Annotated in this window: 27 protein-coding genes and 1 tRNA gene; 13 read left to right on the plus strand and 15 right to left on the minus strand. The window is 68.9% G+C overall.

What is annotated here, in order from left to right; genetic code table 11:
• Positions 1-42 precede the first annotated feature (42 nt).
• Entirely contained in the window at positions 43-1,041 is a 999-nt protein-coding gene (locus ACFZDK_RS37450; protein ID WP_390979104.1) for a WYL domain-containing protein, read from the plus strand.
• A 13-nt stretch (positions 1,042-1,054) separates the two neighbouring features.
• Here the strand turns inward: ACFZDK_RS37450 and ACFZDK_RS37455 are convergent, their stop codons facing one another.
• Together ACFZDK_RS37455 and ACFZDK_RS37460 are read right to left on the minus strand one after the other, a co-directional pair.
• Positions 1,055-1,657: a TetR family transcriptional regulator gene (locus tag ACFZDK_RS37455; RefSeq protein WP_390979174.1), complete on the minus strand. Its 603-nt coding sequence runs from the start codon at positions 1,655-1,657 to the stop codon at positions 1,055-1,057.
• Positions 1,658-2,176: 519 nt separating this feature from the next.
• Entirely contained in the window at positions 2,177-3,190 is a 1,014-nt protein-coding gene (locus tag ACFZDK_RS37460) for a sigma-70 family RNA polymerase sigma factor (protein WP_390979106.1), read from the minus strand.
• A 248-nt stretch (positions 3,191-3,438) separates the two neighbouring features.
• On the opposite strand from ACFZDK_RS37460, the gene ACFZDK_RS37465 reads away from it, so the two are divergent.
• Positions 3,439-3,957: a GNAT family N-acetyltransferase gene (locus tag ACFZDK_RS37465; RefSeq protein WP_390979108.1), complete on the plus strand. Its 519-nt coding sequence runs from the start codon at positions 3,439-3,441 to the stop codon at positions 3,955-3,957.
• A gap of 27 nt (positions 3,958-3,984) precedes the next feature.
• On the opposite strand, the gene ACFZDK_RS37470 is transcribed toward ACFZDK_RS37465, so the two are convergent.
• Positions 3,985-4,776, minus strand: a complete 792-nt coding sequence (locus ACFZDK_RS37470) for a dioxygenase (protein ID WP_390979110.1) — start codon at positions 4,774-4,776, stop codon at positions 3,985-3,987.
• A gap of 127 nt (positions 4,777-4,903) precedes the next feature.
• Between ACFZDK_RS37470 and ACFZDK_RS37475 the strand changes: the two genes are divergently transcribed.
• Entirely contained in the window at positions 4,904-5,419 is a 516-nt protein-coding gene (locus ACFZDK_RS37475; protein WP_390979112.1) for a MarR family transcriptional regulator, read from the plus strand.
• Between the two features lie 101 nt (positions 5,420-5,520).
• Here ACFZDK_RS37475 and ACFZDK_RS37480 read toward each other — a convergent pair whose 3' ends face one another.
• Positions 5,521-7,062 (minus strand): DHA2 family efflux MFS transporter permease subunit, encoded by a 1,542-nt coding sequence (locus tag ACFZDK_RS37480; RefSeq protein ID WP_390979114.1) that lies wholly within the window; start codon positions 7,060-7,062, stop codon positions 5,521-5,523.
• A 230-nt stretch (positions 7,063-7,292) separates the two neighbouring features.
• Positions 7,293-7,943, minus strand: a complete 651-nt coding sequence (locus ACFZDK_RS37485) for a TetR family transcriptional regulator (RefSeq protein WP_390979116.1) — start codon at positions 7,941-7,943, stop codon at positions 7,293-7,295.
• A gap of 594 nt (positions 7,944-8,537) precedes the next feature.
• Here ACFZDK_RS37485 and ACFZDK_RS37490 point away from each other — a divergent pair.
• The 3 genes from ACFZDK_RS37490 (at position 8,538) to ACFZDK_RS37500 (ending at position 11,680) form a co-directional block, all read left to right on the plus strand.
• Positions 8,538-9,824: a M6 family metalloprotease domain-containing protein gene (locus tag ACFZDK_RS37490; protein ID WP_390979177.1), complete on the plus strand. Its 1,287-nt coding sequence runs from the start codon at positions 8,538-8,540 to the stop codon at positions 9,822-9,824.
• Positions 9,825-9,959: 135 nt separating this feature from the next.
• Entirely contained in the window at positions 9,960-11,540 is a 1,581-nt protein-coding gene (locus ACFZDK_RS37495; RefSeq protein WP_390979118.1) for an IclR family transcriptional regulator C-terminal domain-containing protein, read from the plus strand.
• 64 nt (positions 11,541-11,604) lie between these two features.
• Positions 11,605-11,680, plus strand: a tRNA-Arg gene (locus ACFZDK_RS37500).
• A gap of 68 nt (positions 11,681-11,748) precedes the next feature.
• Here ACFZDK_RS37500 and ACFZDK_RS37505 read toward each other — a convergent pair.
• The 9 genes from ACFZDK_RS37505 to ACFZDK_RS37545 form a co-directional block, all read right to left on the minus strand.
• Positions 11,749-12,909, minus strand: a complete 1,161-nt coding sequence (locus tag ACFZDK_RS37505; RefSeq protein WP_390979120.1) for a tyrosine-type recombinase/integrase — start codon at positions 12,907-12,909, stop codon at positions 11,749-11,751.
• Positions 12,909-13,091, minus strand: a complete 183-nt coding sequence (locus ACFZDK_RS37510) for a helix-turn-helix domain-containing protein (protein WP_289933434.1) — start codon at positions 13,089-13,091, stop codon at positions 12,909-12,911. The genes ACFZDK_RS37505 and ACFZDK_RS37510 overlap by 1 nt, the downstream gene beginning before the upstream one ends.
• On the minus strand, positions 13,084-14,370 hold the full coding sequence (locus ACFZDK_RS37515; protein WP_390979179.1) for a replication initiator: 1,287 nt from the start codon (positions 14,368-14,370) through the stop codon (positions 13,084-13,086). The genes ACFZDK_RS37510 and ACFZDK_RS37515 overlap by 8 nt, the downstream gene beginning before the upstream one ends.
• 159 nt (positions 14,371-14,529) lie before the next feature.
• Positions 14,530-14,778, minus strand: a complete 249-nt coding sequence (locus ACFZDK_RS37520; RefSeq protein WP_390979123.1) for a SpdD protein — start codon at positions 14,776-14,778, stop codon at positions 14,530-14,532.
• A 25-nt stretch (positions 14,779-14,803) separates the two neighbouring features.
• Complete coding sequence (locus ACFZDK_RS37525; protein WP_390979125.1) at positions 14,804-14,998, minus strand: hypothetical protein; 195 nt, start codon at positions 14,996-14,998, stop codon at positions 14,804-14,806.
• Positions 14,999-15,014: 16 nt separating this feature from the next.
• Positions 15,015-15,206, minus strand: coding sequence for a mobile element transfer protein (locus tag ACFZDK_RS37530; RefSeq protein WP_390979127.1), 192 nt, complete (start codon positions 15,204-15,206; stop codon positions 15,015-15,017).
• A 17-nt stretch (positions 15,207-15,223) separates the two neighbouring features.
• Entirely contained in the window at positions 15,224-15,832 is a 609-nt protein-coding gene (locus ACFZDK_RS37535; RefSeq protein ID WP_390979129.1) for a DUF2637 domain-containing protein, read from the minus strand.
• A gap of 67 nt (positions 15,833-15,899) precedes the next feature.
• Positions 15,900-17,279: an FtsK/SpoIIIE domain-containing protein gene (locus ACFZDK_RS37540; protein WP_390979130.1), complete on the minus strand. Its 1,380-nt coding sequence runs from the start codon at positions 17,277-17,279 to the stop codon at positions 15,900-15,902.
• Entirely contained in the window at positions 17,279-17,635 is a 357-nt protein-coding gene (locus ACFZDK_RS37545; protein WP_390979132.1) for a hypothetical protein, read from the minus strand. The genes ACFZDK_RS37540 and ACFZDK_RS37545 overlap by 1 nt, the downstream gene beginning before the upstream one ends.
• A 219-nt stretch (positions 17,636-17,854) precedes the next feature.
• Here ACFZDK_RS37545 and ACFZDK_RS37550 point away from each other — a divergent pair, with 219 nt between their 5' ends.
• On the plus strand, positions 17,855-18,220 hold the full coding sequence (locus ACFZDK_RS37550) for a hypothetical protein (protein ID WP_390979134.1): 366 nt from the start codon (positions 17,855-17,857) through the stop codon (positions 18,218-18,220).
• A 25-nt stretch (positions 18,221-18,245) separates the two neighbouring features.
• On the opposite strand, the gene ACFZDK_RS37555 is transcribed toward ACFZDK_RS37550, so the two are convergent.
• Positions 18,246-19,013 (minus strand): UTRA domain-containing protein, encoded by a 768-nt coding sequence (locus tag ACFZDK_RS37555; RefSeq protein ID WP_390979136.1) that lies wholly within the window; start codon positions 19,011-19,013, stop codon positions 18,246-18,248.
• Between the two features lie 110 nt (positions 19,014-19,123).
• On the opposite strand from ACFZDK_RS37555, the gene ACFZDK_RS37560 reads away from it, so the two are divergent.
• From ACFZDK_RS37560 to ACFZDK_RS37585, 6 genes are all read left to right on the plus strand, one after another.
• Positions 19,124-19,531, plus strand: coding sequence for an NUDIX domain-containing protein (locus ACFZDK_RS37560; protein ID WP_390979181.1), 408 nt, complete (start codon positions 19,124-19,126; stop codon positions 19,529-19,531).
• 46 nt (positions 19,532-19,577) lie between these two features.
• Entirely contained in the window at positions 19,578-20,003 is a 426-nt protein-coding gene (locus ACFZDK_RS37565) for an ATP-binding protein (protein ID WP_390979138.1), read from the plus strand.
• Positions 20,003-20,386, plus strand: coding sequence for a hypothetical protein (locus tag ACFZDK_RS37570; protein ID WP_390979184.1), 384 nt, complete (start codon positions 20,003-20,005; stop codon positions 20,384-20,386). Before ACFZDK_RS37565 ends, ACFZDK_RS37570 begins: the two co-directional genes overlap by 1 nt.
• Positions 20,387-20,570: 184 nt before the next feature.
• Positions 20,571-20,921, plus strand: a complete 351-nt coding sequence (locus tag ACFZDK_RS37575) for a hypothetical protein (protein ID WP_390979140.1) — start codon at positions 20,571-20,573, stop codon at positions 20,919-20,921.
• Positions 20,922-20,949: 28 nt separating this feature from the next.
• Entirely contained in the window at positions 20,950-22,101 is a 1,152-nt protein-coding gene (locus ACFZDK_RS37580) for a pentapeptide repeat-containing protein (protein ID WP_390979142.1), read from the plus strand.
• 435 nt (positions 22,102-22,536) lie between these two features.
• Entirely contained in the window at positions 22,537-23,931 is a 1,395-nt protein-coding gene (locus ACFZDK_RS37585; protein ID WP_390979144.1) for a hypothetical protein, read from the plus strand.
• The last annotated feature ends 624 nt before the right edge of the window (positions 23,932-24,555 follow it).

Raw genomic sequence — 24,555 nt, forward strand, 5'->3', positions numbered from 1 at the left:
TTAGGCCAGATATTGTCCTAGTGGTACGGCATCCTCGGACGCATGACGACAGACACTCCGGCTCGGCTGCTTCAGCTTCTGTCTCTTCTCCAGACGCCCCGCGAATGGCCCGGGGGTGAACTCGCCGACCGGCTCCAGGTGTCCCGGCGTACTGTGCGGCGCGATATCGACCGGCTGCGGGAGCTGGGGTATCCCGTGGAGGCCAGCAAGGGCTCCGACGGGGGGTACCGGCTGGTCGCCGGGAAGGCGATGCCGCCGCTGCTGCTCGACGACGAGGAGGCGGTGGCCATCGCGGTCGGGCTGCGGGCCGGCGCCGGGCACGCCGTGGCGGGCGTGGACGAGGCGTCCGTACGGGCGCTGGCCAAGCTGGAACAGGTGCTGCCGGCCCGGCTGCGGCACCGGGTGAGCACGCTCCAGGCCGCGACCACTCCGCTGACATCGGGAGACGGTGCGAGCATCGCGCCCGAGACGCTGACCGTGATGGCCTCGGCGGTGGCGGGGCGGGAGAAGTTGCGGTTCGTCTATCGCGCGGCGGACGGAAGCGAGACACGGCGGCAGGCGGAGCCGTACCGGCTGGTCTCGACCGGGCGGCGGTGGTACCTCGTGGCGTACGACCTCGACCGCGACGACTGGCGGACGTTCCGGGTCGACCGGGTGAGCGAGCCGTTCGCGACCGGAGCGCGGTTCGCGCCGCGGGAGTTGCCGACGGGGAGTGCGGCGGAGTACCTGCGGCGGTCGATCCAACGGCAGCAGGAGACGTACGAGTTCGCCGTCGCGTTCGCCGGGACGGCGGCGGAGGTGGGGGCCCGGCTGCCGAAGTGGCTGGGCACGCCGGTGGACGAGGGAGGAGAGGGAGGCGAGGGGGACGAGGCAGGCACCGGGTGGTGTGTGGTGCGGGGGTCCACCGGGGATCCGATGGAGTGGCTGGCGGTGCGACTGGTGATGGTGGGGTGTGAGTTCGCGGTGCGGGAGCCTGCGGAACTCATGGAGTGCGTACGGGAGTTGGGCGGCCGGTTGAGCCGGGCGGGTGGGCGCGGCTGAGCAGCCGTACGGGCTACGCTCCCGCCCCCTCCCCCGCTCCCCAGGCGAACCCGCGCAGCGCCCCCAGGTTGCGCAGCGCCAGCGCAGCCGGGCCCTGCGCCCCGGACGCGGGGGACGTGCCCGCCGCCCAGGACTCCACCGCCACCCGGACCGCCGCGCTGGCCACCGCCGAGGTGAAGCGGAGGTGCGGGTGCGGGGCAACGTTGTCGGCGGGGGTGGCCGTGCGCTCCGCCAGGATCGACGTCAGGAGGTCCTCCGAGGAACGGCACACCTCGGCCCACACCTTGCGCAGGGCCGGGCTGGTGTCGGCCAGGTGGATCAGGGTGCGGACCCATTCCCAGGAGGCCGCGGAGACGCCCTCGCCGGGGGTCAGGGTGTGGTGCACCGCGTGTTCCAGGGCCTCGGGGACGGAGAGGGCCGCCGGGGCCGACCGCACCGCCTCCGCCCAGCGGCGGGCGCCCGCCGCGTAGAGCGGGGCGACCGCTTCCTCCTTCGTGGCGAAGTAGCGGTAGAACGTGCGGGGGGCGATGCCCGCGGCCTGGGCGATGTCCTCGGCGCGGGTGGCCCGCAGGCCCCGCCGTACGAAGAGGCCCGCGGCCGCCCTGGCGATCTCCATCCGGGTCTCCGCCTTGCGCCGCTCCGTCAGGGAGGCGGCGGGGGAATCCTGCCGGGAGGTGTCGCCGCTGGTGCTGGGGGTGCTCACCTCGGCAGGCTATGCCGCTGTGGCAGAATCTGCCATCCGGTGGTTCACCCCGTGGTTCAGGTACGGGGTGGGCCACCATTTCCGCAGGTGCGGCCTGTGCGGAGTGGAGCCGGGCCCCGGCACCCGGGGGGATGGGCGCCGAAGCCCGGCTCGGGGAAAGTCCCGGCGCCGGGGGGATGGTGCGTCGGGACGTGGCTCTCTGAGGGGCCGTCGGAGAAGGTCGAAGGTCTTGCCGAGGTGTCGGCAGCCGCAGCCGGGTTTCTCAACTCCCCGGCCCTGAATGGTTGTTCCCTACACCCAGAGCCTTGAAGCGGCGGTACCGCGCCATGTTTGCGCCGTCTTTCGCCACCCGGCGCACGCGTCGGAGATGAGCGGGGCCTCGCGCGCCCCCAAACACGCGAGCCCCGCATCCGACCCCACGCACCTCACCTCTTACGCGGCCGGCTCGAACCCGGTGGAGCGGGCCAGCTTCTTCAGCTCCAGCAGCGCGTGCTTCTCGATCTGGCGAATGCGCTCGCGGGTCAGGCCGTGCTCCTTGCCGACCTCGGTCAGCGTGCGCTCGCGGCCGTCCTCGATGCCGTACCGCATCTTGATGATGGAGGCCGTGCGCTGGTCCAGGCGGCCGATCAGGTCGTCCAGTTCCTCGCTGCGCAGCAGGGTGAGGACGGACTGCTCGGGGCTGACCGCCGACGTGTCCTCCAGGAGGTCGCCGAACTGGGTGTCGCCGTCGTCGTCCACCGACATGTTCAGGGAGACCGGGTCACGGGCCCAGTCGAGCACGTCGGTGACGCGCTCCGGCGTGGAGCCGAGCTCCGTGGCGATCTCGGCGGGCTCCGGGTCGCGGCCGTGCTCACGGTTGAACTCGCGCTGCACGCGCCGGATCCGGCCGAGCTCCTCCACCAGGTGGACGGGGAGCCGGATGGTCCGGGACTGGTCGGCGATGGAGCGGGTGATGGCCTGACGGATCCACCAGGTGGCGTACGTCGAGAACTTGAAGCCCTTGCGGTAGTCGAACTTCTCGACGGCGCGCACCAGGCCGGCGTTGCCCTCCTGGATCAGGTCGAGGAGGGGCAGTCCGCTGCGCGGGTAGCGCCGCGCGACGGCCACGACCAGGCGGAGGTTGGAGCGGATGAAGACGTCCTTCGCCCGCTCGGCGGCGGCGACGAGCGCCTCCAACTCCTCGCGGGTGGCGTCCGACGTGGACTCCTCCTCGCCGTCGAGGACCTGCTGCGCGAACACACCCGCCTCGATGGCCTGGGACAGCTCGACTTCCTTGGCGGCGTCGAGCAGCGGTGTACGCGCGATCTCGTCGAGGTACATGCCGACCAGGTCGCGGTCGGCGATCTCGGCGCCGTGGCTGCGAACGCCACGGGCGCGGACACTGCTTGCCGATTCGGCCGCCTCGCCAGTGGCGGTCTTACGACGGGCGACGGCACGGGTTGCCATGCGTGCTCCCTTGCGATGGTGGGCGGGCGGGGTGGTCCTGTCGGTTCTTCTCGGTCCTACTCGGTCCTACGGCGCATGCCCGGCGCTCGGCTCGCGATGCCCCGGAACTCCACTCCTGGAACTCCCGGGACTCTCGTCCAGTGCCCGGCATCCGAAGGAAACAACGACTGGAATCCGGACAGAATTCCCATGCCGCCCCCCGATTTTTCGATCATGCAGTACCCTGTGCGACCACCTGAGGAGGAAAGGTGCCGTCGGAACGTACAGAGGTGCAGGTCAGATCAGGAGTCGAGGGAGACCTCGATGCCCTCACGGAGATCTACAACCACTACGTACGTGAGACGTCCATCACATTCGACACGGTGGTCTTCACGCCGGAAGAGCGTCGTCCGTGGCTGCTCTCCCACCCGGAAGACGGCCCGTACCGGCTGATGGTTGCCACGTCGGCGGACTCACAGGAGATTCTCGGGTATGCCACATCCAGCCCCTACCGCGTGAAACCGGCCTACGGGACCTCCGTGGAGACCACGGTCTACGTCGCTCCGCACGCCGGCCGGCGCGGTATCGGCACACTCCTCTACAAGGCCCTCTTCGAGGCGCTCGCGGGAGAGGACCTGCACCGCGCCTACGCGGGCGTCGCGCAGCCGAACGAGGCGTCCACCCGGCTGCACGAGCGCTTCGGTTTCCGGTACGTCGGCACGTACCGCGAGGTGGGCCGCAAGTTCGGCCGCTACTGGGACGTGGCCTGGTACGAGAAGCCCCTGTAGATCGCCGTACCGTAACGACCGTGGCCGTCAGCCGAACTGCACCGACCGCTTCGCCATCCCCATCCAGAACCCGTCGATCACCGACTTCTGCGCGTCCAGCTCGCCGCCGGCCTCCGCCGCGCCCATGGTGACGAAGAGCGGGGCGAAGTGCTCGGTGCGCGGGTGGGCGTAGCGGCCGGCCGGGGCCTTGTCGAGGAAGTCGAGCAGGGCGTCCCAGTCGCGGTTCTCCAGCGCCCGGTGCCCCCAGTCGTCGAACTCGGAGGACCAGGTCGGCACACCGCTGCCGAGGTGGCGCAGGGCGGCCAGGTTGTGGGTGAAGAAGCCGGAGCCGACGATCAGCACGCCCTCGTCGCGCAGCGGGGCGAGCCTGCGGCCGATCTCCATCAGGCGGACCGGGTCGAGGGTGGGCATGGAGATCTGCAGGACGGGGATGTCCGCGGCCGGGAACATCTCCACCAGGGGGACATAGGCGCCGTGGTCGAGGCCGCGGTCCGGGATGTCCTGCACGGGGGTGCCGGGGGCGCGCAGCAGCTTGCGCACGCTCTCGGCCAGCTCCGGCGCGCCGGGGGCGTCGTACCGCACCCGGTAGTAGTGCTCGGGGAAGCCCCAGAAGTCGTAGACCAGGGGGACGGGCTGTACGGCACCGAGGGCGAGGGGGGCCTCCTCCCAGTGCGCGGAGACCATCAGGATCGCCTTGGGGCGGGGCAGGTCCGCGCTCCAGGCGGCCAGTTCGCCCGGCCAGACGGGGTCGTCGGCGAGCGGCGGCGCGCCGTGGCTCAGATAGAGGGCGGGCATGCGCTCCCGGGCGGCGGCGGACATGACGGCGGCTCCCTCCGGAGACAGGGGCCTCACTTCGACCCCAATGTTTTAACTCTCAAGCTTTCTCTCCGACACCTTACGCGCTACTTGTTTAATCTTCAAGGAGAGACCTCGTAGAGTGGGATACATGAATACGGCATCCGCATCCGCCACGGCACAGCAGCAGCGCTGGCTCACCGAGGACGAACAGCGCGTCTGGCGCTCGTACCTGCACGCCACGACCCTGCTGGAGGACCATCTGGACCGTCAGCTCCAGCGGGACGCGGGGATGCCGCACATCTACTACGGCCTGCTCGTCGGGCTCGCCGAGGCGCCCGGCCGGCGGCTGCGGATGACCGAACTGGCCATGAACGCGAAGATCACCCGGTCCCGGCTCTCGCACGCCGTCGCCCGGCTGGAGAAGAACGGCTGGGTACGCCGGGAGGACTGCCCCTCCGACAAGCGCGGCCAGTTCGCCGTCCTGACCGACGAGGGCGCCGAGGTGCTGCGGCGCACCGCGCCGGGCCACGTGGCCGCCGTACGGCAGGCGATGTTCGAGCGGCTGACCCCCGAACAGCAGCAGGCCCTCGGCGAGATCATGCAGATCGTCGCCGAGGGCCTGCAGCCCAGCGAAGCGGGCGCGGACCTGCCCTGGCTCCGCTGAGGAGCCGGGGCAGGTCCGCGAGGGGGTACCCGTAGGGTCGACCGGTCGATCGGTTCTCGGATCGGTCGATCGCCTGGCCGATCGACCGGTCGCTCAGCGGCTCAGTGGGCGACCACCGGAACCGCCATCTCGTCCTCCGCGCCGTCACCGGAGGCGACCGGCGTGGTGTCCTGCCGGCCGGCGTTGACGAGGCCCACCACGACGACCGCGGCGAGCACCAGCATGCCGACGGCGACCCAGATCGCGTTGGCGTACCCGTGTACCGCACCCTCCATCTGGACCAGCTGCTGCTGCGGCTTGGAGGCCGCGGTCGCGATGTGGTCCTTGATGTACGACGTCGTCGCGGAGGCGGCGATGGTGTTCAGCAGGGCCGTACCGATGGCGCCACCGACCTGCTGCGAGGTGTTGACCATCGCGGAGGCGACACCGGCGTCCCGGGGCTCGACGCCGAGCGTGGCCAGGGACATGGCCGGCATGAACGCGGTACCCATGCCGAGGCCGAGCAGCACCATCGCGGGCAGGATCGTCGAGGCGTACGACGAGCCGATCTCGATCTGGGTCATGACCAGCATGCCGGCCGCGGCGACCAGGAAGCCGGGGCCCATCAGCGCCCGGGCCGGGACCCGGGTCATCAGCCGGGTGCCGATCTGGGTGGAGCCGATCATCATGCCCGCGATCATCGGCAGGAAGGCGAAGCCGGTCTTGATCGGCGAGAAGCCCTTGATGACCTGGAGGTAGTAGGTCAGGAAGAGGAAGGTGCCGAACATCGCGATGATCGCGATACCGAGCGAGAGGTAGATGCCACCGCGGTTGCGGTCGAGGATCACGCGCAGCGGCAGCAGCGGGGCCTTGACCCGGGACTCGGTGACGACGAACGCGATCAGCAGGACCGCGGAGGCGACGAACAGGCCGACGGTGGTGGTGTCGCCCCAGCCGTCGGACTCGGCGCGGGTGAAGCCGTAGACCAGCGAGACCAGGCCGAGGGTGGAGAGCAGCACGCCGGGGATGTCGAGCGGGTTGCGGTTGCGGCCGCCCTCCGGCTCACGGATGACGAAGTACGCGCCGAGCGCGGCGACGATGGCGAACGGGATGTTCACGAAGAACGTCCAGCGCCAGTCCAGGTACTCGGTGAGCACACCGCCGAGGATGAAGCCGACGGCGCCGCCGCCACCGGCGATCGCGCCGTAGATGCCGAACGCCTTGGCACGCTCCTTGGCGTCCGTGAACATCACGGCGAGCAGGGAGAGCGCGGCCGGGGCGAGCATGGCGCCGAAGACACCCTGGAGGGCACGGGCGCCGAACATCATGGCGCCGGTGGTCGCCGCGCCGCCGAGCGCGGAGGCGGCGGCGAAGCCGATCAGGCCTATGACGAAGGCCCGCTTGCGGCCCCACAGGTCGGCGATACGGCCGCCGAAGAGCAGCAGACCGCCGAAGGCGAGGGCGTAGGCCGTGACGACCCACTGCCGGTTGCCGTCGGAGATACCCAGGTCGGTCTGGGCGGAGGGCAGTGCGATGTTCACGATGGTGGCGTCGAGGACGACCATCAGTTGGGCGAGCGCGATGAAGACCAGCGCTCGCCAGCGGTTGGCGTGCGCGGAACGCTCGTCCGCGGCGCCGGGAGCCTTGGCGGCTGTTTCAGACATGGGGGTACCCACTTCGTGACTTCGTTGACTTTGAGAACTGCGAAAGCTGCGAGAACTGCGAGAACTGCGAGAACTGAGTGGCTTCGTGACTTCGTGACTTCGTGACTTCGTGACGGGAAGTCAGAACGTTGTGACGGAAGGTCGGACTCGGTGACGTTGACGGAGAACGGAACGTGGTGAGGTAAGGGACCGGTCGGCGGTCCCGAACTGATCGGTGGTTCGCGGCTGGGTCAGGCCTGGCGAAGGACCTCCATGGTCACGGCGGTGCCCGGCAGGGTGGAGCGGGCCGGGGCCTGCAGTCCGTCCAGGAACAGCTGCAGATGACGGTGGACGAAGCGGTCGTTGATCTGGCAGCCGGTGCCGGCCGGGGGCCGGCTGAGCTGGGCCACGGCGATCATCACGTCGCCGACGCCCACATCCGGCCGGAGCCGTCCGGACGCCTTGGCACGGTCCATGAGCTGCCCGATGAGCCGCTCGCACCGCTCACGCGCCGCTTCCAGGTCGGGGTGGTTCTTGTCGAAGGTGCTGGCGACCATCGGGCACAGCGCGCTGATCCGCTCGTCGGCGGAGGCGTGCACGAACCTCTCCAGCGCCTCGAAGGCGTCCCCGGTCTCGGCGAGCGCCAGCTCGGCCGCCTCGGACGTCCGGTCCATCACGGAGCAGACGACCTCGCGGACGAGCGCGTCGCGGTCGGGGAAGTTGCGGTACAGGGTGGCGTTGCCGACCCCGGCCCGGCGGGCGATCTCGTCGAGCGGCACCTCATGGCCGTACTCGGTGAACATCTCCCGGGCGGCGGTGACGATCCGCTCCCGGTTGCGCAGGGCGTCGGCGCGGGGCCGGGGTGCCTTGCGCACGGCGGGGGTAGCGGTCGCGGTCTGCACGGCGCACTCCTGGTCGGTCGGACGGACGTCGGTCTGTCTGGTTTCCGCGATCCGGGGATCCGCTCCCCGTTTCGCGCGGACACAGGTCTAAACGGGGAGGGGCTCCCCGGTTATTTCCGCACCTTCCCCAAACTTCATGTGACCTGACTCACACTCTCCTGCCCGGGGAATCCCACGATCGGCCCCTCCAACGCGCGCCCACGGCCCTGTCGACACAGGGTGATCGAAAGGGTGCAGCCGGAGACCGGCGGCTGCCGTGGAGCGAAAGGTCCATGCATGCAGCCGCAGCCCAGCCGCCGCCCCCTACCCGGGCACCGCCACACACCTGGGCACCGCGCCACACCCGCGGACCGCCCGATACCCGCGGACCGCCCCATATCCACGGACCGCCCGATACCCGCGGACCGCCCCATATCCACGGACCGTCCGATACCTGCGGACCGCCCGATACCCGTGAGTGGCCGGATCGACCCGAGTGGCCGTATCGACCCGAAGCGAGGGATCGCCCCGAACGGAGAGATCGCCCCGAACGGAGGGATCGCCCCGAGCGGAGGGATCGCCCCGAGCGGAGGGATCGCCCCGAGCGGCCGGCGGATATGCGCGAGGCGGCGGCGGACAGGCACGCGCCGGGCGGTCTCGATCGCCGCCGTGACCGTGCTGATCCTGGCGGTCAGTACGTCCGCGGGCACCGGGCACCTCACCACAGCCCCCGCCCCGGCCGGTGCCGGCCCGATCGCGCTGGCCCGCTCCTCCGCCTACGGCCCCTGTCTGATCAGCGGCGGCCACGAGGTCCAGATGACCGAGGGCATCCCCACCCCGGGCGGCTACTCCCGTTCCACCGGCACCGTGCACGCCCTGACCCTGATGGTCGACTTCTCCGACGCCCCCGGCCAGGGCAGCGCGCTCGACCGCTACCACGAGTTCTTCCCGCAGACCCAGGACTGGTTCCGCACCGCCTCCTACGGCAAGCTCGACTACCAGCCCGCCGCCCCGATCGACCACTGGCTGCGGATGCCCAAGCCGTTCGCCGCCTACGGCATAGAGCGCGGCGCCCCCTTCGACCCCGGCTACCGGCAGCTGGTCCAGGACATCGTGGCCGCCGCCGACCCGGACGTGGACTTCCGGTCGTACGACCTCCTGAACGTCCTGGTCACCCCGAACGCCGGGCCCTCCGCCCTGGACACGGTCCTGTCGGTGACCTTCGCCGGCAACGCCGACGCCCCGGTCGCCGACGGCATCCCGGTCGCCAACGCCTCCTTCGTCTACTCCCGCCAGGACGACGGCTCCGGCTCCTACGCCCGCACCGGCTACCGGGTCCTCCCGCACGAGAACGGCCATGTCTTCGGCCTGCCCGACCTCTACACCCAGGAGGGCGGGGGCGCGGTCGGGCACTGGGACATCATGAGCGAGGACTGGGGGGCCGACAACGACCTGCTCGCCTGGCACAAGTGGAAGCTGGGCTGGCTGGACGCCGACCAGGTCAGCTGCGCGGCGGCCCGGGGCAGCACCGACTACACCCTCACCCCCCTCTCCGTCCCCGGCGGCCGCAAACTGGTCTTCGTCCCCATCGACGCCCGCACCGGCTACGCCCTGGAGGTGCGCACCAAGGGCGGCAACGACGAGGAGGTCTGCCGCCCGGGCGTCCTCATCTACAAGGTCGACGCGAACATCGACACCGGCCGCGGACCGATCAAGGTGTACGACGCCCACGGCGACACCGGCGGCTGCACCCGCACCCCCAACGTCCAGGCGGAACTCTCCGACGCCCCGTTCGGCCCGGGCGAGACCTTCAAGGACCCGCAGCACGGGATCGAGGTGCAGGTGTCAGGGGTGGACGGGACGGGGTCAGGGAACTACCGGGTGCGGGTGATTCGGGGATAGCGGACGGCAGGGTGTCAGCGGGTTCCGGGTTTCCGAACCCGACGCTGACCAGGTGGGCGACGGTTTACCGTAGGCGCTTACGGTAGGCGTGCCCTGATCGGCACCGTCTGCCCTGATGGCCGTACCGGAGAGTCGATGACCGCCCCTTCCCCCTCCTCTCTTTCCCCCGCACCGCCCGCCGAGGCGGTGACACCGCTGGTCCGGGGTGTGGCGGTGCTGACGGCGCTGACCGAGGCGGGCGGAACCCTGAGCGCGAGCGCGCTGGAACGGAGCACCGGCCTCGCCCGCTCCACGGTGGACCGGATCACCGCCACCCTGGCCCGCATGGGATACGTCCGCCTGGACGGCCGGGACGCCGTACTCGCCCCCCGCGTGATGGAACTCGGCAACGCCTACCTGGCCGCCCTCCGCCTGCCCTCCCTCCTGGACGGAGAGGCCGACGCCCTGGCCGACGAACTGGACGAGTCCGTCTCCCTCGCGGTCGCCGACCGCGACGGCATCCGCTTCATCCACCAGGCGACCCGCCGCCGCGCCATGTCCGTCAGCTTCCGCATCGGCGACCTGCTGCCGGCCGAACGCACCGCCCCCGGCCCGCTGTTCGCGGCCGAGTGGACGGAGGCGGACTGGTCCGCCTGGCACACCCGCCGCGCGGCGGACCCGACGGACGCCGGCTTCCCCGCCGTACCGCCCCGCACCCCCACCACCACGACCGACTTCGAGTCCCAGGCGGCCCAGGCCCGCCACAACGGCTGGTCCCTGGACGACCAACTGATCGAACCGGGCCTGGTAGCGGTATCGGCCCCAGTCCGAGCCCCCGCCTCCCCCTCCGTCCCTGGCCGGATCGCCTGCGTGGCGAGCGTCGTCAGCCACACCAGCCGCCACACGGCAGCTGACCTGCGCGAGACCCTGCTTCCTCGGCTTCGTACGGCGGTGGCGGCGATGGAGTCACGACTACGGGAAGCCGCACCTCCCGAGCCCGGCCCGGCCCCCGCGGGCCTCGCCATCTGGACGACCGCCTCCAAGCACGAACTGGGCCGCGACTTCGTGGAATCCCTGGCCCGGGGCCTGACCGTCCTCACGGCCTTCGGCGAGGGCCGCTCGTCCCTGACCCTGACGGACGTGGCAAAGGCGACGGGCCTCGCGCGCGCGACAGCCCGCCGGGCCCTGATCACCTACGAGCACCTGGGCCTGGTGGCCGCCCAGGACCGCCGGTTCACCCTCACCCCCCGCGTTCTGTCCCTCGGCTACCCGCCCCTGTCCCGCACCACCCTGGCCCACCTCGCGACCCCCCACCTCCGCGCCCTCGCCGACCGCCTGCACGAACCGACGGCACTGGCGGTACTGGTGCCAGGGACCGACCCGGCCGAGATCCAGTACGTCGCGGTGGCCGCCGCCAGCCGCGTCCTGACGGTGGACATCACCGTCGGCACCCGCCTCCCGGCCACCCGCACCGCCCTGGGCCGAGCCCTCCTGGACTCACCCCACGGCTACGCCCTGGCCGACGAGGAACTCGAGTCGGGCCTGCGCTCGATCGCCGTACCGGTACGGGACCGGACCGGCCGCCCGGTAGCCGCCCTGAACGTGGCCACCCACGCGGCCCGCCGCAGCCTGGACAACTTCCTGACCGAAGTCCTCCCCGACCTGCGCACCACCGCCGACCGCGTCCAGTCCGACCTCCACCTCGCCTCCCGCTTCACCCACGTCCCCCTCGCCTGACACCCCCACACCCCACCGACCGAATCCGGTACGCTGACGCCAGTGGCCCACCGGGCCATGATCCGCCTTCGTAGCTCAGGGGATAGAGCACCGCTCTCCTAAAGCGGGTGTCGCAGGTTCGAATCCTGCCGGGGGCACCAGGCAAAAGGCCCCGGACCGATCATGGTCCGGGGCCTTTGACATCTACTTTTGACATCAACGGGGGCGGTCAGCCACGACCGGGACGCCTCTTCCTGTTACTCAGCAGCCGGTCCATGTGGCTCATGGCTTCGCGCTGGGTGTCCTGGACGACGTGGGTGTAGACGTCCATGGTGATGCTGATCTGTGAGTGGCCGAGGATCTCCATCACGACGCGGGGCGCGACCCCTGCCGCCGTAAGGAGGGTGGCGGTGCCGTGTCGGGCATCGTGCAGGCGGATCACGCGGAGGCCGGCGGACTCGGCGACGCGGGTGAAGGAGCGGTAGAGGTTGCGCGGCTCGACCGGGCGGCCGGTGCGGGTGGCGAAGACATAGTTGGACTCCTGCCACCTCTCCCCCGCCTTGGTACGGGCGGCTGCTTGCCGCATGCGATGCCAGCGCAAGGGCGCGATGCAGAGGGCAGGCAGCGGGACGGCTCGACGGCGGCGGCTTTTCGGGTCGTCGTCGTACAGGACGCCACGGCGGCGCTGGACCTGGTGGCGAACGTAGAGGACGCGGTTGTCGAGGTCGAGGTCAGACCAGCGGAGGCCGACGATCTCTCCCCGGCGCAGGCCCATGGCGATGGCGAGGACGAAGGCCGCGTAGAGCGGGTCCTTGCGGGAGGCGGCGAGGAAATCAAGCGTCTCGTCCAGGGTCCAGGGGTGCAGTTCGGGTGTGTCCGTGCGGGGCGGCTCGACGAGCTTGGCGACGTTGCGTGTGATGAGTTCCTCGCGGCAGGCGGAGGACAGCGCTGAGCGCAGAACTCGGTGCGATTCCTTGGCGGTTGCGGCGGTGGTTTCCTTTTCAAGGCGGACGAGGAAGCGGCGGACGTCGGCGACACCGAGGGATTCCAGGCGCTTGGTACCGAGGCGGGGCACCAGGTAGAGGCGGACGTGTGCCTCGTACTTGTCGAACGTGCTGAGCTTCCGTCGTGGCTTGATGACGTTGTCCAGCCAGTACGGCAGCCACTCGGAGAGCTTGGCGGACTTGGTGGGTACGGGGATGCCCTGATCCACCTTGTCGAGCAGTGCCCGGCGCTTGGCGTCGCATTCGGCCCAGTCCTTGCCGTAGGCGAACTTTCGAGCAGTGGTGCCGTCCGGCTGGAGCACGTAGACCGCGCACTGGAAGCGGCCGTCCTTGCGCTTGGTGATGGTGCCGGCGCCGTTCGGGTTGCGCTTGCGCTGCTGAGCCATCAGGCGGCCGCCTCCAGTTCGTTGGTGATGTAGTCGCGGACGGCACGCGCCGGGATGCGACGGCAGCGACCGATGGTGAGCGAGGGCAGGCGCCGGGAGCGGATCAGGTCATAGACCGTGGAGCGGCCGAGCTTGAGCCGGGCCATGACGTCCGGGACCGTGAGCAGCTCTTCGTCAGCCATGCGTGGGCTCTCCTTCCGTTCCGGGGGCTGGTTCGAGGGATGCGGCGAGCCAGGTCTCGGCGGCGCTGAGGCCGGTGCCGGCGAAGACCCAGTGAGCGAGGACGTACGTCGTGTCCGGCTGAGGGTTGGCGGCTGCTGTCGCCGCTTGTGCTCGGCGCCATTCGGCGCGGGCGTCGCGTAGGGCGCCGAGGGTGGTGGAGTAGCGGCGGGATTTGGTGGAGAAGTGGCCGCGGAAGCCGAGCATGTGGGCCCAGGCGCGCAGGCGGAGGTGTTCGAGGTCTTTGCGGGCGCCGAGGGTCCAGGCGGTTCGGATGAGGCGGCGGGCGTGGTCGCTGATGTCGAGCTGGGCGAGTTCGGCGGCGAACTTCAGCGGCCGGTCGAGGGCACCCGTGGCTGTCTCGGCGCCCTTGGTGGCGTACTTGGCGATGTAGGCCGCTACGGCCCGTTCGGTCAGCTCCTGGCCGTCGTTGAAGTCGGCGGATCGGATGGTGCGGACGTCGAGTTGGCGGCCGAAGGTGAAGGTGTGGGTGCGGTCGTCGAGGGTCGGGCCGTCGACGCGGACCTTGGTGGCGGCGGCCTCGGTGGCGTCGGTGAGGAGTTCCGCGGTGGCCCAGGGTGGGGGCGGGGTGTCGCCGCCGTTGGGGCCGTCGAGGCGGATGACGGCGTGGAAGTGGACGGCACCGCGCTTTTGGTACTCAGCGACCTTGGCGAAGGAGACGCGCGCGTGGTCGCGTAGACGGCGCTGGGAGAGGCCCGCGCGCTTGGCGACCTCCCGGCGGAGGTAGATCGAGAAGCGGCGCCACAGGGCACCGGAGTGGGCGTTCCAGAGCACGGCCGCGTCGTAGTCGTAGGTGTCGGGGTCGAGTGGGGTGCCGAGGGTGTCGTCGTCCTGGTCGTGGTGGGTGCCGCAGCGGCAGGGGCGGTTGTCGGTGCGGCGGTTGTGGACGGGGCCGAAGCCGGGGGCGGTGAAGGTGGCGAAGACGCGGGGGTGAGCGGCGACGTCTTCAGGGGTGCCCTTGCCGCCGCGTAGGCCTGCGGAGATGAGGTGGAAGGTGTCGCGGCGGTAGACCTCGGCGCAGGCCTCGCAGCGGGTGGTGCGGCGGTTGTTGCAGCGGACGAGGAGTTGGCCGGCGGGCAGGTCGGTCGAGTCGAGGTTCTGGAGGATGCGGCCGATCTCGCCGGTTGTGGTGTCGACGTCGTACTCGGTGCGGTGGCCGTCGAGGCGGACGGGGTTGGTGCAGCCGCCGAGGCCGGAGAGTTGGCGGAGGATACCGGGCAGGGTGCCGCCCGAGGCGAGGTTGGTGAGTTCGCCGAGCGGGGGCGGGGTGGTGCGGGTGAAGATGGCTGGCTCCTTCTGGCTGGCTCGGTCAGGAGTGACGGGCCCCGGGGCGGCCGGATGCTTGGCGGTGTCGTGGCCGCCCCAGGGGTCGGGCACGGTTCAGCGCCGGTTGTGTTCGCGCAGCAGGGAGCGCAGGACCACGGCGGCGATGGCCACGGAGATGGCCGATACGGCGACGGCGGTCAGGAGCGCGGTGAGGACCACGCCGCCCGTGAGCACGGCGACGACGGCGCCGGTGCTGACGGAGACGGCCGGGAGCGCGGAGCGCCGGGCGGGGGCCGGGTCGTTCGGGGTGTGGGTGTGTGCGGGCGGCGGGGTGGGGCTGTCGGGGTACTTGGGCAGGAACACGGTCAGGCTCTCCTTATCTACTCGTCTAGGTATGTGAGCCGTTTATGACGGTCACGCCGGTACGCGTGCCGGATTCGATGGCGGGGGCCAGGAAGGTGTGGGAGAGCCAGAAGCCGAAGAGGGCGACCAGGACGACGATCCAGGTGCGGACGCCGAGGTATTTGACGGCCGCCCAGGCGAAGAAGCCGAGGACGCCGACGAGCGGCAGGTTGAGGGTCATGGGGTGCGGGGTCCTTTCAGGGGACGGGGCAGCGGTGGGTGCGGGCGGCGAGTTCGGCGGCGGCGCGGCTGTCGTAGTCGGCGGAGAAGCCGCAGCGCGGGGCAGTGCAGGCGGCGGTGTGCTTCTCGCGGCCCCGGTCGTCGTAGGCGGTGCCGACCTGGACGGGGCCGATGCGGGTGACGTTGCGGAAGCGGCGGTTGGCGGTCACGGGTCCTGGTTCTCCTTTCAGAGCTGGGCGGCGATGGCTTCGGCCATGGGAACTGGGACACCGAGGCGAGCGCGGAGAGTCGGTGTGTCGATGGGGTTGCCGGTGCGGGTGTGATGCTCGGTCGCAACTTTGCGGGCGTGCGCGACGAGGGCGGCCGGGACCGGTGGACGTGGGGATACTTGCTCTTCGGCGGGTGGCTCGGGAGTCGGTTCGGGCTCTTGCTCCTGGTCGTCGTCGGTGGTCTCTATGGCAACGGGCGCCTTTGGCGTCGTGTGGGCGAGGAGTGTGCCGCCGAGGAAGGCGACGGCGGGCCACCCAGCTACGAGGATCCGGAGCCAGGCCGGGACGTTGCCGAGGTCGAGGAGGCCGGCGGTGGCGACGTTCGCGCCGAGGGATGCGACGAGGGCGATGACGAACCAGCACCAGGCAGCGGCTTTCGTGGTGCCGGTACGAAGTCGGCGCCAGGCGGCGACGAGCAGCAGGTCGACGGAGACGGGGTAGGCCCAGGCTTTCCATCCGTCCTGTCCAGCCGCTGAGGCGACGTCGTGGAGGTGGGCGAAGGACAGCGCGGCGGCGATGAGCGCCTGGACGAGCACCGCGTCGACGCGGGCCAGCTGGGCGCGCATGATGCGGCTCCTTCCGGTTTCGGGCATGGGAGGGGTAGGGACATGGCGCGGAGAGGCGAGGGGTGGGTCAGTCGGTGACGGGGTGCGGCTGCGCGACCGGGCCGGGTGTGGTGAGTGGTCGTACGGGGACGTCGGGCCGGAAGGGCTTGAGGGCGGCGACGTCGGGGACCAGGTCGGCCGAGTCCTGGCAGATGGCCGCAGCGTCGGCGAGGGAGAGGTACGGGGTGCGGATGCGCGACCAGCCGCCGGAGGTGTCGCCCGCGGCAGCGAGGCCGGGTGTCTCGGGCGCGATGGAGCAGGCGGCGTAGACGGCTTCGGGGGCGATGTCGCCGAGGGCCATCTTGGCGGAGGCTTCGTCGTTGACGCGGTGGCAGACGCGGCCGGTGAGCTGGGCGCGGAGCATGGTGGCGCCCTTGCCGAGTTCGGCGCCGAAGCGCTGGCCGCAGACTTCGAGGTAGATGCCGGCCGCGCGGCCGAGCTGGGCGAGGCGGATGAGCTGGGTGACCATCTCGTCGCGGCGGTCTTCGTCCTTGCGGGTGGCGGTGAGGAAGAGTTCGGCGACCTCGTCGATGAACAGGACGATGGGAGTGGGGCGTTGGTTGTCGGGCAGGCCCCAGATGTCGGAGGTGATCTCCTCGTCGGGAGCGTCCGAGGCGATGCCCTGGCGGGCCTTGATCAGGTCGTACCGGTCCTCCATTTCCTTGACCAGCACTGGCAACAGTTCGGCGGCTTCGTCCGGATCGGTGGCGAGAGCGGAGAGGCGGGCGGCGAAGGGCGCCAGTTCGACGCCCCGCTTGCAGTCGATGCCGACGAGCGCCACGCCCTCTTGCCGGGCGAGCCCGGAGATGAGGTGGCGCAGGTACATGGACTTGCCGGACAGGGTGGCGCCGAGGGTGAGTTGGTGGGGAACGGCGCGGTAGTCGCGGACGAAGGGCATGGCGTCCTCGCGCAGCGCCACCGGCACCTTGAGGAAGCCGCCGCCGGTCTTGCGGGGCATGCGGACGCGGCGCAGGACGTCGTAGCCGACGAGCCGCAGTTCGACGACGCCCGGTTTGACGGTGGTGACGTAGACGGCGTGGACGCCCCAGGCGTGCCGCAGGCGTTCGGCCGAGGCGGCGACGTCGGCGGGTTCCTGCCCGGGAGCGAGCCGCAACCGGAGTCGTAACCCGGTCGAGGTGGGACGGAGGATGCCCCGGCGGGGCGGGACCGGCCGGATCTCCCTACGGGTGGTGGCCTTGACGGCGAGGACCCGGAGCCGGGAGGGCGCCACGGTCAGGCCGCAGGCTTCCATGACGGAGCCGTACGAGCTGAGCAGGCGGACCGTGGATATCGGGCCGCCAACCGCGGACCAGTAGACCGCCGGGTGCTTGGCCCGGGTGTAGGCGGCCCCGCCGCCGAGTGCGGCGAGGGGACCACCCACCTCCAGGAGTGTCGTCAGGTCGGACATCAGGCGGCAGCCCCGGCGCTGGCCGGGAAGGCGGCCGGGGTGACGGCGGCGGCACGGTAGGCGATGCCGTGACGCTGCTGGCCGTTGAACACGGACTCCCACGGCCGGGCGACGAGCCCCGGCAGCGAGACGGGCGAGCCGAGCACGAGCCCCTCGGACACACCTCCCTCGGGAACGGTGACCTTGATCAGAGCGGACTCCCCGTCCTCGATGTAGACGACACCGATGGTCATCAGCGCCTCACCGCTCACCGCGTCCTTGGCGATCTCGCCGGTCTGGCGGTCGCGGACCTTCGGCTCGGGGGCCTCGGTCAGCAGGATCGTGGCGGCGGTGGTCTCCACACGGATGGTGCGCACAGGACACTTCCTATCTACTCGTCTATACATGTAGCGATCCGCGAACCCGGTCTCCCGGGCTCACGACGATCACCCTGCCACACAACTTGCCCACTCGTCTATACGAGTAAGCGTGTTGGGGTGTACGAGTTCAGAAGAACGACCACACGGCCCAAGCAGGACGGCCGCGGAGGCTTCCCGAGGACCCCCACTGTCAGACCCTTGCGCCATGCTCTGCCCATGCTGATTGCGACGAACGTTCAGGGGCACGCGGTGAAGCACCCCTCCCAGCCGGCGATAGGCACGATGCTCGCGAACCTGGGACAGGGCGACCACCTGATCCTTGAGCGGCAGGACGAGGACCGCGAGGGCGACTGGTACATCCAGGTGCTGTTCCGCGACAACAACACCTACCAACTGGAGTACCGAGACGGCGTCCCCGCAGAGCACTACCAAACCCTGACCGCCTCCCAGGACAAGGCCCGTCAGGCCCTCCTCGACTGGGCGGCCGAGACGCCGGACTGGCAGGACGGCTTCACGTGGAACAACATCGGCGCCATGTTCGGCGCCCCGACTGCTGAGGCCACGGATCAGCCCACCCCCTAGCACCGCACTCCCGCCCATCACGCGATCAGGTCGCGGGGAGCTGGTACGACAGCACGTAGGCGTCCGCCGCCATGACCGTGTCGCACACCTCCACAGCCCGCCCCTCGGTATCGAAGGCGGTCCGGACCAGGTGGATCACGGGCACGCCGGCCGCGAGGTGGAGCGTCTTGACCTCGGAGGGCGAGGGCATCCGCGCGCGGATCTCCTCTTCGAAGTGGTCGAGGCGGGCGTAGATGCCACCGGGACCGGGGTTGGGTTCGGCGATCTGAGTGCCGCGGGCGATGTCGAGGGGCAGATAGGAGGTGGCGAACTCCACCGGCCGCCCGTCCAGCAGATACCGGCGACGCCGGGCGAGCACGCGGCGGACGGAGCCGAGGCGGGTGGAGACGTCCTGGCTGGCCTTTTCTTCCTTGACCTCAAGACTGTCGACCTGCGGGTGACTGCCGGCCGCATCCGCCTCCACGATGAACGCGGACTTCCCCTGCTCGCGGTGGCGGCGGGCGAACCGGTCGGAGGCCAGGCGCCGCACCGGCGGGCGGGGCCGGACGAAGACGCCCTTGCCGTGCTCGGCGTGGACCAGGCCCTCACCGGTGAGGACGGAGAAGGAGTTGCGGACGGTCATCCGGGAGACACCGTAATGCTCGACCAGCTCCGCCTCGGAAGGCAGTTTCTCGCCCTCCCTGAATCGCCCACGGTCGATCGCCTCACGCAGCTGGTCGGCGATCTGCCGGAAGACCGCACGATCGCTCGTGGGGTCGAGATCTCCGAGGAGGCCCGAAGAAAGAGGACTCACTGTGTGTACTCCTTTAGGTATCTAGACGAGTGGGCGAGTGAAGTTGCTACGGTGGAGAGCCTAGTCATCCGGGAGGGCCGAGGAACGTGAGCACAGAACGCCCGCACTCCGTGAGCGTCGCCGGGGTCGTCGTCGACGCCCAGGGCCGTGCCCTCCTGATCCAGCGCCGTGACAACGGCAAGTGGGAGCCGCCGGGCGGTGTCCTCGAACGCGAGGAGACCATCCCCGAGGCCCTGCAACGCGAAGTCCTCGAAGAGACCGGCATCAAGATCGCCCTTCCGGCGACCCTGACCGGCGTCTACAAGAACATGACGGGCCTGATCGTCTCCCTGGTCTTCCGCTGCGAGGCCGCCGACGGCACGCCCACGACCGGCGACGAGACCCGCGCCCTTCGCTGGGTCACCCGCGAAGAAGTCTCTGAGCTTGCCGACGAGGCCTACGCGATCCGCGTCACCGACGCGCTCGACGCAATGACCCCGCCGGCCGTCCGCGCCCACGACGGCGTGAAACTCGTCTAGCCCGAACCCGCTGCACATGGCGGCCTACCAGCACGAAGGAACTTGTATGCACGAGTATACGAGCCGAGTCCGAGTCTGGGGACTGACTTGCCCAGGTTTTCCGGAAGAGGTCAGCCGGGCCCGCCGCTGGACGAGAGACATCCTGCGCGGATCGCCCCTGGCGGACGACGCGGTCCTGATCGTGAGCGAGCTGAGCACGAACGCGCTCCTCCACACGAGCAGCGGCGGGGAACGCGGGAGCTTCCACCTGGCCCTGGCGGTGGCACCACAGGTCATCGCGCTGTCGGTCACCGACGACGGAGGCGGCGGCGCCCCGAAGGCCGAGCACCAGGACCAGGACGCCGAGCACGGCCGAGGCCTGGGCATGGTCAGCGCCCTCGCCCACAGGGTTGTCGTCCAAGGCGCCGATGGCGGCTACACGGTCACCGCGGAACTCTTCGTGAACGCCCAGAGGGGAGGCCACCCGTGCTGATGGACAAGCCCCGCCGGGGCTTCTGGTGCGAGTGCTGGACCGAGGACCTCACCGACGGGATGCAGTGGCCGGCACTCAGGGCATCCTTCGACGCCTACTCCGCACCTCAGGCGGACAGGTGGGTCGCCATCGCGCTCCGCACGATCTCACCGGCACTCGACCCGGACGCCTCAGACGAGGTATGGGCCTGGCTCCACGACGGCCGCGCCGAAACACGACGAGCACTGCTGCGCTTAGAACCCTGCACCGTGTCAGTCACCCAGGCCAGCACCCGCATCACGTGGACGATTCGGCCGGTCATCTTCCTATCGCTGGCCCACCGTCAAGACACCGAACTCCCAGCTTGTACATATGCCTTCAAGCCTCATGCACGGGGCACCTAGTTGTGCTGCGGGAGGAAGGTACGCCGCGAGCCGGAAGCCTTTCCGATGACAGCACAGGCATGCTTGGGACGCCGAGGAAGTATCGCGAGATCGCGAGATCGCCCGAACATCCGCCATAGCCGATGCGGTCCTGAGAGCATGCCTCCAGCGACCGGACACTGCTAGGCAGACGCGAGGGGGACGGATGCAGTGGTGGCAGGCGTCTCTCTGGGGCGCGGCAGGGGCCCTCCTGGTCGAGGCGGCCGACCTGGCGCAGGTCCTCCAGGTGAAGAACAAGCTGCCCTGGAAGGTCAGAGGGGGCCCGCCCCGGGACATCTATCTCCTGGCCTCCCTGTTGCGAACGGGCATGGGGGTGGGCGTTGCAGCGGTCCTGGTGGTCTTCGGACAGGTGTCGGGCGGGTTCGGTGCCGTGCTTGCAGGCATGACGGCACCCAAGATCATTGAGGGGCTGCGGCGGCAAACGGCCGTGGCAGCACGAACATCGGACACGCCCGGGTTGAGCCCTGACGGGGGAGAGGGAGGCGACGATGGTTGATAGCACGCTCGCTGTCCTCTGGTCTGTCATGACCCGCAAGCACGATGTCTTCGGCGCGCCATCGACGCGGATCAGCCACCGCGAGAATCGGTCTCTCTGGTCCGTTATCACCCGCTCCAATCTGGCCTTTCGCCATTCCATGGCCGACGATGTGCGCGCGAACGCAAGGGGTTACGACCTGTCCGGGACGGACTTGACCGACGCGGACCTGGCCGGTGCGGACCTGAACAGCGCCCGCCTGAGCCATGTCAGTCTGACCAGCGCGGACCTGACTGGCGCGATGCTGAACGGCACGAACTTGGCCGGCGCGGACCTGACTGGCGCGGACCTGACTGGCGCGGACCTGACCGGTGCGATCCTGACCGGTGCGATCCTGAACCGCGCGGACCTGACCCGCGCCATCCTGAACGGTGCGATGCTGAACGGCGCGGACCTGACTGGCGCGGACCTGACCGGCGCGCAGCTGACCGGCACGAACCTGGCAGGCGCGCGCTTGGTACGCAGCCGCCTGGTTGGCGCGGAACTGGCCGATGTCGACCTGACCGACGCCGACCTGATGAACGCCAATTTGGGCGACTCGTCTCTGTCAAACACCCGTCTCATCGGTGCCCGCTTGGTAAGCGCTCGTCTGATCGGAGCGTGGGCATCCGGCGCGGATCTGACCGGCGCCGACCTGCACCGCGCCAATTTCAGCCACGCGAATCTAAGCAAAGCCGACCTCACCGACGCGGAACTTCCCGCCGCGGTCATGTACGGCACAAATCTCTATCGCGCCCGCCTCTCCCGAGCCCACATGCAAGAGGTCCGGTTGGTGCGCGCGCGTCTGACGGAGTCGGATCTGAGCGGCGCGCATCTGACGGCCGCGAATCTGGCAGAGGCCATCCTGATTGGCGCAAACCTGCATGAAACAGACCTTTCCAATGCCGACCTCACCCGTGCAGATCTCACCGAGGCGGATCTGACCATGGCGAACCTGACCAGTGCGAAACTAGCCGGAGCTCGCCTCGGGACCACTGGTGGCCTCAACCAGCCGCCGATCTCTGCGACTTGGGATCACCAGACAGAATGGCCGGCGGATCTGGCGTCTGTCGCACGCCGTGTGTCCGAAGAAATCGCCCCAGGTCTCTTCCAGGTGCGGGCGGACCCGAGTCACGACCGCACCGATGCACTGAGGCGGTAACTCGCCGCGCTTGAAGGGCTCTTGGCTTGGTCGTGCGATTCGCCGACCGGGCCCCTTTTTGCGGGTCTCGGCCGTGCTGATGGGCGCGCACAGCCAAGCCGAGGCAAGCGGTGGCAAGCATCAGGTGAGGCCACAACGTCAAGCATCGCCCGAGACAAGACAAGCCCGTCGCCTCAGACTGAGTTACAACTTTCTCTACTAGTTCAAGGCGGCTCGCTCCGCTCCCCGCGCGCGGCCCGGCCCCTGGCCGGGCCTGCGCTCCTGCCTCCGTCCCGCTCCAGCCCGGCCAGCACCCGTGCCGCGCACCAAACACGGTTAAGGCTGGACCTCCGCTGTCAATCACGCGGGCCATAGGCGGTAAGCCGACTACCACGTCTGCAACAAAATTTGCCAACCCTATGGCAGCGCTCGCAAGGCCATGGCATCGTCAGTCAAATGCTTCGCAGAGTCTTCAAGAGTGCCAGCGTTGACCAGCACCCCACCGATGCCATCGGATTGCTCACCGAGAGGCTTCCGGCAACCTATCAAGCAACGATCAGGCCGCTAATCAAGCGTCAATCAGAGCTCTTTGGCGTGCCCGAATCGACCTTCAAGAATCGCGATCCAGGCACGGCACCCAGTTATCAGTTCGAAGATGAACCCATCGACTCCGAAGTGTTCACTTTCGGAAGCATTTTGATCATCGTAAACATTCACGAGTCAACTCGCCCTCGACGCAGCCGCAACGAAAATGGGGAGCTCGTAACTACCGAAGAGAAAAATAGTTACGTCACAGTCACATACGCCATCCCTTCTGCCGAAAATCAGGATACATCCGAGTTCGAAGGGCACCTCGCCGAGGTTTGGCCAGGCATTGATTTGACTGAGCAGCGAGACAGAATTCGGCGTCTTCGCGAAATTGAAAACGGGAAACCCAACAACACCGAAGCCCCTACCGTCGAGGACTTGAAGGCGGCAGAGGCTCTGTCCGAGAAACCAGCAAGGATGCTTGCAATCGCCATCAAGTCTGCAAGTGGCCTACTCCTTGGTCACGCGGCGAAGCAAATTCCACCCAAAGAACGCAATAGAATTGACGACCTCGTACAGAAGCTAATTGACAGAGGCTTGGTAGATACCGAGATAGTTGTAATTTGCCGAGAAACATCAGCCCAGATCAATCGCCTCCCCTCCGCGGAGTTCTTCGAACAGTTGGATGGCGCGGGCCTGAAATGCGCATGCGGCAGACGCCTCTCAGCCGAAAGGCAGGAGAAGGCCCTCAGTGTTACTGATTTTGGTCGCCTGATGCTGGATGGTAATCGATGGCTGTCCGTCCTGGTGCTTCAGAAGCTCATTAACCTCGGAGTGCCGATTTCAAACATCAGAATGGAGCAGATCTATTCTGGTGAAGAGGTCGACTGCATCGCCGAAATTTATGGCAGGATTGCACTCTTTGAGCTCAAAGATAAAGAATTCAACAGGGGGAACGCGTACTCATTCGGCGCCAAGATTGGAATCTTCCAGCCAGACATCCCCGTGGTAGTAACCACGGAAAAAGTTGGCGGTGACGCCCGTGATCACTTTGTGGCGCGCTCAGCTGGCTCAAGCAGGAACAGGCGGAGGCCGTACGGGGATTCGCTAGACGGCGAGAGCGTCATGTTCATTGAAGGTCTCGATAATTTGACTGCCGGACTTGAATCTGTCGTATCTGAAATAGCCAAGTCGGCGCTTGCGCCTTCATTGCGCAGCGCTCTCGCGTTCGCAAATCCCAGGCCCTTTTCCCTCTTGTCTGCATGGTCAGGGGGATCGGCCTCTAGCGCGTCACCAGAGTCCTCAGGCGCCAAGAAGTCGTAGATCCCATGTTCTTGTGGGAATTCAAACTGAGCGGCGTGAATGAACTAGTTGATGGTCGATGGCAAATAAGTGCGTGGAAAATCGGTCTGCGATTGACTGCGTAACGACCTCTGTTCCCCTTGCCTCTTAAAGGCACCAGCAGCGTGGCTGAGGCTGGTGGGGGTGCAGCGAGACACACGCGCGCCTGATCTGTCGGCGCACCCGCCGTCCTGGCTGACTTTCGTCGGCTCAGATTCAGACGTGCTCCGCGCAATCTGTGGTGGTGGGGTGATGGGCGTCGTTCGGGGGCGTTCATCTGCGTTTGGTGTCGAAGCTTCACGAGCTCCCGGACCGACGTGGCTCAGGGATCTCTTTTGAGCCCCCCTTGGTCGCGCGCTCTCTTTGCCGAGACAGTAGACCGACCCAACACTGGGCAGCGAACGGGCAGACACTGACAACGGCCGTGCACCACAAGCGCACCAGATGCAGCGGCGAACAGCGGGGAATCACGGGGAAAGCGGCTCCGCCAAACGAGGGTGTCGGCGACGCGTGAATCGTGACCCAGTTCCGACGGGTGAAAAGTGACCCCCGCTGCGTCAGTTGATGTTGGTCATTCCCCGGTGTTGGCGGTCGGAACCCGCCCGA

The sequence above is a fragment of the Streptomyces sp. NPDC007901 genome, assembly GCF_042959465.1.
Lineage (GTDB): Bacteria > Actinomycetota > Actinomycetes > Streptomycetales > Streptomycetaceae > Streptomyces.